The 8,942-nt window shown below is 44.9% G+C and carries 14 protein-coding genes; 13 read left to right on the top strand and 1 reads right to left on the bottom strand.

All coding sequences use genetic code 11. From position 1 onward, the window contains the following. Positions 1-166: 166 nt before the first annotated feature. The 10 genes from B3180_RS02335 to B3180_RS02290 all read left to right on the top strand — a co-directional run bounded on the left by B3180_RS02335 (position 167) and on the right by B3180_RS02290 (position 4,644). Complete coding sequence (locus B3180_RS02335; RefSeq protein WP_224797611.1) at positions 167-343, top strand: hypothetical protein; 177 nt, start codon at positions 167-169, stop codon at positions 341-343. Positions 344-469: 126 nt separating this feature from the next. After that, positions 470-1,366, top strand: coding sequence for a hypothetical protein (locus tag B3180_RS02330; protein WP_286842769.1), 897 nt, complete (start codon positions 470-472; stop codon positions 1,364-1,366). Positions 1,367-1,573: 207 nt separating this feature from the next. Beyond that, positions 1,574-2,041 carry an energy transducer TonB gene (locus tag B3180_RS02325; RefSeq protein ID WP_224797323.1) on the top strand — a complete coding sequence of 156 codons (468 nt, stop codon included), beginning with the start codon at positions 1,574-1,576 and terminating at the stop codon, positions 2,039-2,041. Positions 2,042-2,054: 13 nt separating this feature from the next. Next, positions 2,055-2,270, top strand: coding sequence for a hypothetical protein (locus B3180_RS02320; RefSeq protein ID WP_278358736.1), 216 nt, complete (start codon positions 2,055-2,057; stop codon positions 2,268-2,270). A gap of 88 nt (positions 2,271-2,358) precedes the next feature. Beyond that, positions 2,359-2,589 carry a hypothetical protein gene (locus B3180_RS02315; RefSeq protein WP_199494956.1) on the top strand — a complete coding sequence of 77 codons (231 nt, stop codon included), beginning with the start codon at positions 2,359-2,361 and terminating at the stop codon, positions 2,587-2,589. A gap of 9 nt (positions 2,590-2,598) precedes the next feature. Then, positions 2,599-3,180, top strand: coding sequence for a DUF2238 domain-containing protein (locus tag B3180_RS02310; protein WP_278358831.1), 582 nt, complete (start codon positions 2,599-2,601; stop codon positions 3,178-3,180). Positions 3,181-3,323: 143 nt separating this feature from the next. Beyond that, entirely contained in the window at positions 3,324-3,767 is a 444-nt protein-coding gene (locus B3180_RS02305) for an energy transducer TonB (RefSeq protein WP_278358735.1), read from the top strand. A gap of 99 nt (positions 3,768-3,866) precedes the next feature. After that, positions 3,867-4,073 (top strand): hypothetical protein, encoded by a 207-nt coding sequence (locus B3180_RS02300; RefSeq protein WP_199494954.1) that lies wholly within the window; start codon positions 3,867-3,869, stop codon positions 4,071-4,073. An 11-nt stretch (positions 4,074-4,084) separates the two neighbouring features. Then, positions 4,085-4,318 carry a hypothetical protein gene (locus B3180_RS02295; RefSeq protein WP_199494953.1) on the top strand — a complete coding sequence of 78 codons (234 nt, stop codon included), beginning with the start codon at positions 4,085-4,087 and terminating at the stop codon, positions 4,316-4,318. Beyond that, positions 4,318-4,644, top strand: coding sequence for a MazG nucleotide pyrophosphohydrolase domain-containing protein (locus B3180_RS02290; RefSeq protein WP_224797326.1), 327 nt, complete (start codon positions 4,318-4,320; stop codon positions 4,642-4,644). Before B3180_RS02295 ends, B3180_RS02290 begins: the two co-directional genes overlap by 1 nt. Positions 4,645-4,666: 22 nt before the next feature. On the opposite strand, the gene B3180_RS02285 is transcribed toward B3180_RS02290, so the two are convergent. Continuing rightward, positions 4,667-5,302, bottom strand: coding sequence for a cation diffusion facilitator family transporter (locus tag B3180_RS02285; RefSeq protein WP_278358734.1), 636 nt, complete (start codon positions 5,300-5,302; stop codon positions 4,667-4,669). Between the two features lie 159 nt (positions 5,303-5,461). Between B3180_RS02285 and B3180_RS02280 the strand changes: the two genes are divergently transcribed. From B3180_RS02280 to B3180_RS02270, 3 genes are all read left to right on the top strand, one after another. Next, entirely contained in the window at positions 5,462-7,099 is a 1,638-nt protein-coding gene (locus tag B3180_RS02280; RefSeq protein WP_199494951.1) for a CTP synthase, read from the top strand. 39 nt (positions 7,100-7,138) lie between these two features. Next, the gene (gene eno / locus B3180_RS02275) at positions 7,139-8,431 is read left to right on the top strand and encodes a phosphopyruvate hydratase (RefSeq protein WP_110014058.1); all 1,293 of its coding nucleotides are present in this window, start codon (positions 7,139-7,141) and stop codon (positions 8,429-8,431) included. Beyond that, the coding region (locus tag B3180_RS02270) for a hypothetical protein (RefSeq protein ID WP_286842755.1) at positions 8,385-8,942 on the top strand (558 nt) is incomplete at its 3' end. The genes eno and B3180_RS02270, both read left to right, overlap by 47 nt.

The raw sequence follows: 8,942 nt of genomic DNA, 5'->3' as shown, positions 1-8,942 counted from the left end.
GCCGCCACAAACAAGTAAACCCCGAAGCCGCACTGCAACGCGCCAATGAAAAGTTCAAAAGCCGTTTTCAGACTATAGAGCAGCGCTTGAGTGAGCAGGGTAAAAACGCTACCGACTGCAACCTCGATGAACTTGAAGCTCTTTGGCAGCAAGCTAAGCAGGTCTAGTGGTATGGCGTAGCCTGACATTCAAATCAGGCACCTGGAATGTTCGCTCTAAAGTTGCCAAAGTTGATGTTGAGTCGGTGGGTGATTGGTGCGAAGGTAATATCTTTGAAGAAGATCATGCTCATGGGGTGAGAAACCTGGTAACGGATCCTGAGCTGCTTTCCGAAATAAAATAATAGAGGCAGTGATGCGATTGTGGATGTAAGTTATAGAGTGTAAAGCTGAAAAACTGGAGACTGAAGATGCCTAATTTTTTATCATATAAATTAATGTCTGCTGCTTTAAAATGCAGTTCTCAGCTTATGCTCGGAGCGCTCTTGATTGGCGTTCTTGGCTTTACACCTCAGTCTTATGCTCAGAGTTCTCAGGGCGCCACCCTGGATGCAACTTCTCATGAAGAATTAGCACAGTCGCTGGACGAGCTTTCTTACACGACGACCAAAGCTGACTACGAAGCTATGATACACACGTTGAATCTAATGGTGATTGACCGGTCCCATGGGGAAGTATTTCGACCCTTACCTTCTGCAGTAAAAGAGGTAGGTGACATTGTGCACGGTATGACTCCTACCGAGATCATTGAGCTGGGACAATCACTGAAAAATCCTCCGGGGACCGAATTGGTAGACCAACTCTATTTAATGTCGATACGACCACGCACAGAAGAGCAGAGCGAGAGGATTTACTCGCAAATTTTGCTTATTGCTCTTGCGGGGTCTGCATCACACCTGAAGTTTTCCGAGGACGTTTCAAGCGATATTTCTCTCTATAGCGGCTCTTCGTCCCCTAACAAGAAGCTGAAAGAAAATGTAAAAAAAGTGAGTCGCACTCTGATACCGACATTAGAGAAATGCTCTATAGCGGCTGAGGAGTTGAGAGCTAGTGGCGAGGATAATCTTAGTGATTTTCCTAAACTTGTAGCTATGAATAGTATTATTGACGTGGTGTCTGATCGCATGAGTAACATGGAAGAATTTAAACGCTACAGGGATACGCTTTACTCTTATTTCTCGGTGTATTTTTCCAGTCGGTCAGATCGACGAGTTTGTAAGAATACTCTTTTACCCGGGCTGGGACTGGAAGAAGAGGATGAAAAATCACTCCTTTTGTGCGCAGTATATGACTCATTGAATACTTGTATGACCGAATTGCGTCATGAACAAAGAGTAATAAGAGGGACGGTTTCAGAAACGCCGTGAATAAACTGAATAAACAAGAGATGGACAAAGACGCTCGGCGTATACGTTAGTTTGTTGAAGCAGTTGTGTGCGGGCAAAAACTCATAGCCACTTGATTTGCTTTTCTGGGTTAAAGAAAATATTGTAGTTAACGTTTTTATAACGATTTGCTCGGACTTTTAAATAGAAGTTAAGCAAGATTAATGAGTAAAACACAGAGGAAGTGGCATGATAAAGCAGTTTATTTTTACTCTAGTTGGTCTCCTCGCTATCAGCGGCTGCGCATCCACAAAAAACACCGTTGAATACCCTAGCTTAGCAGTAACCGATAATGAGTTGGCACAGCCTAAGTGGGCTGATTTAAAAAGGTTTCCCGCAAGGTATCCCGAGCAAGCAGTTGTTAATTCGCTAGAGGGCTGCGCCACAGTTGAATACGTTATAACGCCGGATAACGAAATCAAAGACGTTGCGGTTGTCGAATCTACTGACAGACATTTTTCTGTGGCAGCCAAAGACGTTATTACAAACTGGAAATGGAAAGACCTTTCCAACAACATTATTTCTGAGCCCGTTAAAACACAAACACGCTTCGATTTTTGTTTCGATAAAGCAAACCAGGCTTGCTCAACGATAGAACCAGAGTATTCCTGCCCGGGGGAAGATATTATTTATTCACGTGGGATGAAGGTGCGTTAACTGGGAGTAAATAATGAAAGATTCTCTTTTGTTTGTAGTCGCAGTTGTTTGCTTATTAGTTTTCATCGGAGCAATTATTGACATTGTTTTTTACTGGCCAGGCACCGGCTTTGACTGGATGTTTCTTGGTAAAAATATCCTTTACGCGTTAGGTACCGGTTATTGGGTTTGGAGGCTTCTGATTATGCCTTACCGAAAACGAAAAGTGCTTAAAACAGAGAGTTATTAGGGAAGTGTTGTAATGCGTTGCATGGAATACGTCAGATTTAGACATATTAGCTAGTGAAAAACGTGCTAACGACATTCGGAGAAAAGTTGTGAGTGATTCATCTTATCAAAAGCCTTTTGGGTCGCTTCTTATTCCCTGCATTATTGCCGCTATTGGAGCCCCTATATTGCTGAATCAGTTTGGTTTTGAATATAACCCAATAAGTGACGGATTTGATATTGCAAACTTTGCGATAGATATGGGCGTATTTGTAGCCATTGCTGTGATTGCTTCGTTCCTCTATCAATCAATTTTTAAGGTAGTCAAGAAAGAACACTAGGAGACTCCCATTAGATACCTCTGGATAGTGATTTTTACCATAGTTTTAGTCTGGTCGGGTATTAACCCTAAAGACCCGTTTACCTGGTTGCTTGAAGTAGCTCCGGCGGTAATTGGGGCTGTGCTGTTGGCTCTCACTTATAATTCATTTCGTTTAACGCCTCTGCTATATGCATTTATTCTGGCGCATTGTGTGGTTTTAATGGTGGGCGGACACTACACATACGCGGAAGTACCTTTCTTCGAGGGGCTCTTCGGCGCAGAGCGAAATAATTATGACAAGTTAGGTCACTTCTTTCAGGGCTTTGTGCCTGCGCTGTTGGCAAGAGAAATATTAATTCGAAGAAACATTGTGAACGGGACTGTCTGGCGCAACATTATTATTGTTTCAATATGCCTGGCCTTTAGCGCGTTTTACGAGTTACTGGAATGGTGGGTTGCCCTTGCAACCGGTGAGGATGCTGAAGCCTTTCTTGGTACTCAGGGTTACGCTTGGGATACTCAATCTGACATGGGGTTTGCTCTGATTGGCGCCATTCTCTCGTTGTTTATCTTGTCCAAGAGTCATGATAAGCAACTTAAAAGTAAATAAGGTTTCATGTGAAGTATTCGTGATGTTTTTCTAGCGAAACCTCTTTAGAGATCCTGAACTGATCTTTTAATTAGGTATATACTTCTGTATAAATAATGTTTCAACTTTGCATTGGAAGGCTATTTAAGCTTAAGGACAGGACGTTGAAAAAAGTAAGTGTTATTTTTGCGAGCACGCTATTCGTTATTTCTTGTAGCTCAAATACCCAGAGCGATAAGACAGAGACAAAATTCCTGGATCTGTCAGCTGCCGAGCACTCGGAACTTGCTGATGAGTACTGGACTATCAGCAAACGTATCCCTCCTCAATACCCGGCTTCAGCCGCGCGGAATGATGTGTCCGGTTGCGTCAATGTTGCTGTAGGTATTGGTTCAGATGGACGCGCTAAAGGGTATGAAGTTCGCTCATCTTATCCAAAGGGCGTATTTGATGACTACGCGGTTGCGGCACTTCAAAAATGGAGGTGGGAAGCAACTGAAAAAAATTCGGGGCGTACACCGATATTAAAGACCGTTCAGTTAAACTTTGCGATGAAAGAAGCCCCGGATGACAATGAATATATTGAGAATTGCTCATCTAAAAGGTAAGAAGATTAGCGTGTAAGAAACTTTTCCAATGAAGCCTGTTTGAAGGCTATAAGTGGGCTAAGAACGAATCAATCGTTTAACGACACAAGGAATTAAGTTTTGAACTTTAATGCAACACTGTTAGGTCAAGTAATTTTAATCTTTATCCCAATAATAGTCATTTTAAGCTACTACCTTGGGAAAAGGAAAACACAAACACCTAAGCTGGCAACCTTAATTGGGCTTATTCTAGCTTTTATCCCGCCATTGGCGTTAATCTATGTAGCGGCATTAGTGATTAAAAATGACGTTCGGGTCTCAGAATAAAAGGTTTTTATATGAATAAAATTTTATTACTTCTCGGCGCTTTACTTTTATCGGGATGCACAAGTTCGGACATGCTTTACTATTTGACTCATCCTACCGACTCTTCCGATAAACCTTCTACGGCGGCTATCTATACAGGAGCGGCACTTATTCTGGGGGAAATGAAAGAAGAGTGCAGTTATGGTCATCCTGAAGACCAAATTAACTGCAAAAAAGAAAAGGAAGCTAGAGAGCGCAAGAAATAATGCCGACTTTAAAAAGCCAGCCTACTTTAGCCGATTTTCAGGAATATGTTACTGAGCTTGAAGCGGAACGGGGTTTTTCTGAACAAACCGTTAAAGACAAGTGCTTGCTGCTCGGAGAGGAAGTGGGTGAGTTATTTAATGCTGTTAGAAAAGTTGAAGGGCTAGCGATAGATCACCAATCTGAGATCGGTGAGGTCAATGATGAACTGGCAGATGTTTTTATTTATTTATGCGCTATTGCTAACCGTTACAACGTAGATCTTGAAAAAGCTTTTCTAGCGAAAGAAGCGAAGAATAAGCAACGAACCTGGACAAAAAGTCGATGAGCTTTAAGTTTTAGCGTGAAGATTAACCACAACATCCCGAAATATCGGTTTTACCACCGGCTTTTACTGCTCGAGCATCGCGAATAATGCGTATTGCTGAGCGCAGCACAATTAAAGCAATTACTGTGGCTATCAGTAAATCTGGCCATGCCATGTCTAGCTGAGCAACCAGCAGAGCAGAAGAAATTACACCCGTGTTCATGAGCATGTCATTGCGAGAACATATCCAGCTGGCGCGGATATTAATATCACCGTTTCTGGAACTGTATAAAAGCGCAAAGCAAAGCACGTTAACCACCAGCGCTAAGCCTGCCACCCATAACATCATGTTTGCATTGGGTTGGCTGCCAAAAATTAAACGTTGCAACACATCAGCCAAAACCATCAGCGCTAGGACGGTTTGTAGTGTACCGTTAAAAATTGCGGCATTGGCTTTGTATTTAATGGCTTTGCCAACTGCGTATAAACTGACCGCATAAACCAATGTATCGGCCAACATATCCAGTGAGTCAGCAATAAGGCCACTGGACTGTGCTAACCAACCGGCAATAAATTCAACGAAAAACATAACGCCGTTAAGAACCAGTACAGTCCATAACAATCGTCTTTGTGCTTTATCGATGTGTTCTTGTGCGGTGGTGCCACAGCAGGATGACATAAGGTAACTCCAGATGGGTTTGGCTGGCGCTATACTAACAAAAGAGCTTTGCAAAAGACTAGGCGGCGCGCTTTTTATTTGTTGTTGGGGCGGTCTTTCGGTATACTACTTTCCCGTCTGAATGCAATCCCAAATTTGACCTGACCAACTAGGTATCACATGGCGACAAACTATATTTTCGTAACCGGCGGAGTTGTATCCTCGCTGGGTAAAGGCATTGCTGCAGCCTCTCTGGCGGCAATTCTAGAAGCACGGGGCCTCAACGTTACCATCATGAAGCTGGACCCCTACATTAACGTAGATCCGGGTACCATGAGCCCAACTCAGCACGGTGAAGTTTTTGTCACTGTAGACGGGGCTGAGACCGATCTTGACCTGGGACACTACGAGCGTTTCATTCGCACCCGTATGACCAGCAGCAACAACTTCACCACCGGCCGTGTCTATGAAGACATTATCCGCCGTGAGCGTAAAGGTGAATTTTTAGGAGCGACCATTCAGGTCATTCCTCACATTACCAACGAAATTAAACGTCGTGTTATTGAAGGCAGTAAAGGCTTTGATATTGCCATTATTGAAATTGGCGGCACGGTAGGTGACATAGAGTCACAACCTTTCCTTGAAGCTATTCGCCAGTTGGGCACGGAAATAGGTCGTGATCACACCTTATTTATGCACCTGACTCTGGTGCCATTCTTAGGCGCTGCAGGTGAGGTGAAAACCAAGCCGACTCAGCACTCTGTGAAAGAACTGCGTTCTATTGGTATTCAGCCAGATGTATTGGTGTGCCGTTCGGATCGCTCCTTACCGGCAACAGAGCGTTCGAAAATTGCTTTGTTTACCAATGTAGAAGAGCGAGCGGTTATTGGCTTGCGCGACGTAGACAGCATTTACAAAATTCCTTCTATGTTAAAGGCCCAGAGTTTGGATGACATAGTCACCAAGCGCTTTAATTTAGATTGCCCCGAAGCCGACTTGCATGAATGGGAAGAGGTTCTGTATCAAGAATCTAATCCGAATGGTGAAGTGACCGTCGGTTTTGTCGGTAAGTACGTTGAACTGCCGGATGCTTATAAGTCGGTGAACGAAGCGCTGGCTCATGCCGGCCTTAAAAACCGTTTAACGGTAAATATTCGTTACATCGACTCACAAGACTTAGAAACCAAAGGTACGTCTAAGCTTGAAGACGTGGACGCTATTTTGGTGCCAGGCGGTTTTGGTGATCGTGGCATAGAGGGCAAGCTTATTGCGGCGAAATACGCGCGCGAGAATAACATTCCTTACTTAGGCATTTGCTTAGGCATGCAAGTGGCAATGATTGAATTTGCCCGTAATGTTGCTGGTTTAACCGGCGCTAACAGCACTGAGTTTGATGAAAATTGCAGTGACCCGGTAGTTGGTCTTATCACGGAATGGATGGACGCTAGTGGTCAGAAAGAACTGCGCGACAAGCATTCTGACTTAGGCGGCACTATGCGTCTTGGTTCACAGGAATGTCATTTAGAAAAAGGTTCTAAAGCGCTTAAAATGTATGGCAAAGAAACCATTGAAGAGCGTCACCGCCATCGCTACGAAGTGAACAACCATTACATTGAACCGCTGGAAAAAGCAGGCTTAAAAATCACGGGTTACTCGCATGACAAGCAGTTAGTTGAGATTCTGGAAAACCCGAAACACCGTTGGTTTGTTGCGGTACAGTTCCATCCGGAGTTCACTTCAACGCCGCGTGACGGGCACCCGTTATTTAAAGGCTTTATAGAAGCTGCAGGCGAATTTCATAAAGAGCGTTTGGGTTAATAACCCGGCTAATGATTAAGCATTAAACAGGATTAAAGCATGAGTAATATTGTTAAAGTTATTGGTCGCGAAATCATGGATTCCCGCGGTAACCCAACCGTTGAAGCTGACGTTTATTTAGAGTCGGGCCATATGGGCCGTGCAGCGGCACCAAGTGGCGCTTCAACCGGTTCACGTGAAGCTCTGGAGCTGCGTGACGGTGACAAGTCGCGTTACCTGGGCAAAGGTGTTGAAACGGCGGTTGCTAACATTAATGGTGCTATTGCTGAAGCATTAAGCGGTATTGATGCGACTAACCAGGACGCTGTCGACAACATTATGCTAAAGCTCGATGGTACTGATAACAAAGAAAAGCTGGGTGCTAACGCCATTCTGGCTGTTTCTCTGGCGGTGGCTAAAGCAGCGGCTTTGAGTAAAGGCATCGAGCTGTACGAACACATTGCTAACCTGAACAACACCAGCGGTAAATACAGCATGCCATTGCCAATGATGAACATCTTAAACGGCGGTGAACATGCGGATAATAACGTGGATATTCAGGAGTTCATGATCCAGCCGGTTGGCGCTGAAAGCTTCAAAGAAGGCCTGCGTATGGGCGCTGAAGTGTTCCATGCTCTGAAAAAGGTTTTGCAGAAGCGCGGTTTAAGTACGGCAGTTGGTGACGAGGGCGGCTTTGCACCCAATCTGGCGTCTAACGAAGAAGCCTTGCAAGTTATTGTCGAAGCGGTTGAAAACGCGGGCTATAAAATGGGCAGCGACATTACCCTGGCTTTGGATTGCGCGGCCTCTGAATTCTACCGTGATGGTAAATATGAATTGTCCGGTGAAGGCAAGTCCTTTACTGCGGAAGAGTTTGCCGACTACCTGGCAGAGCTTTGCGATCGTTACCCAATTATTTCTATTGAAGACGGCCTGGATGAAAGCGACTGGGACGGCTGGAAAGTCTTAACCGAAAAACTGGGCAGCAAAGTACAGTTGGTCGGTGATGACCTGTTTGTGACCAATACGCGTATTCTGAAAGAAGGTATCGACAAGTCGATTGCCAATTCAATTTTGATTAAATTTAATCAGATTGGTAGCCTGACAGAAACCTTAGCAGCTATAGCAATGGCGCGTGAAGCGGGTTATTCGGCGGTTATTTCTCACCGTTCAGGTGAAACCGAAGACGCCACCATTGCCGATTTAGCAGTAGGCACCGCAGCGGGTCAAATTAAAACCGGTTCACTGTGTCGCTCTGACCGGGTTGCTAAGTACAACCAATTATTGCGTATAGAGGGCGATCTTAATGGCCAAGCGCCTTACCGCGGACGACAGGAAGTCAACGCTGGCTAATCAACAGGCGGACATATTTCAGCCGCTGGCACAGCAAGGCGATTTTGCCGAGCTGTGTTCAGCGCTGTATGAACGCGAATTACCTCAACTTGCGCAGGTTAATGATATGCCTGTTGCGGCTTTGCAACGTCGTTTAGCCAGTCTTCCGCACTATATTCGTCACGCCGCTCATGGTTGTCTTAACGCGGTACAACATTCGCCGTTAAAACTGGATGTTCAGAACGCCAGCTGGCAAGCCCCTCAGCCGACAAAAGTTCCTTCAGCTGGTATATCTGCTGAAGGGCAGAGCCAATGGTTTGCTAAGCATGCCGCTTTGGGGGGGGTGGTTCCGGTTCGCTATCAAACCCCTGAATTTACGACCATAATGCTGGACAGTATCGACCGGGTGGATCCTGATAAAAAGCGTCTGCACCTTAACTACCGTGGCTGGTTTGATTTTTCCGGGCAGGGTGAGCACACTCAGGATACCTTACTGAAGCCCAATAAACGCATTATGACCGCAGCCAGCTGT

Source organism: Idiomarina sp. UBA4206 (assembly GCF_002383015.1).
Lineage (GTDB): Bacteria > Pseudomonadota > Gammaproteobacteria > Enterobacterales > Alteromonadaceae > Idiomarina > Idiomarina abyssalis.
This window is presented reverse-complemented; position numbering and strand designations above follow the sequence as displayed.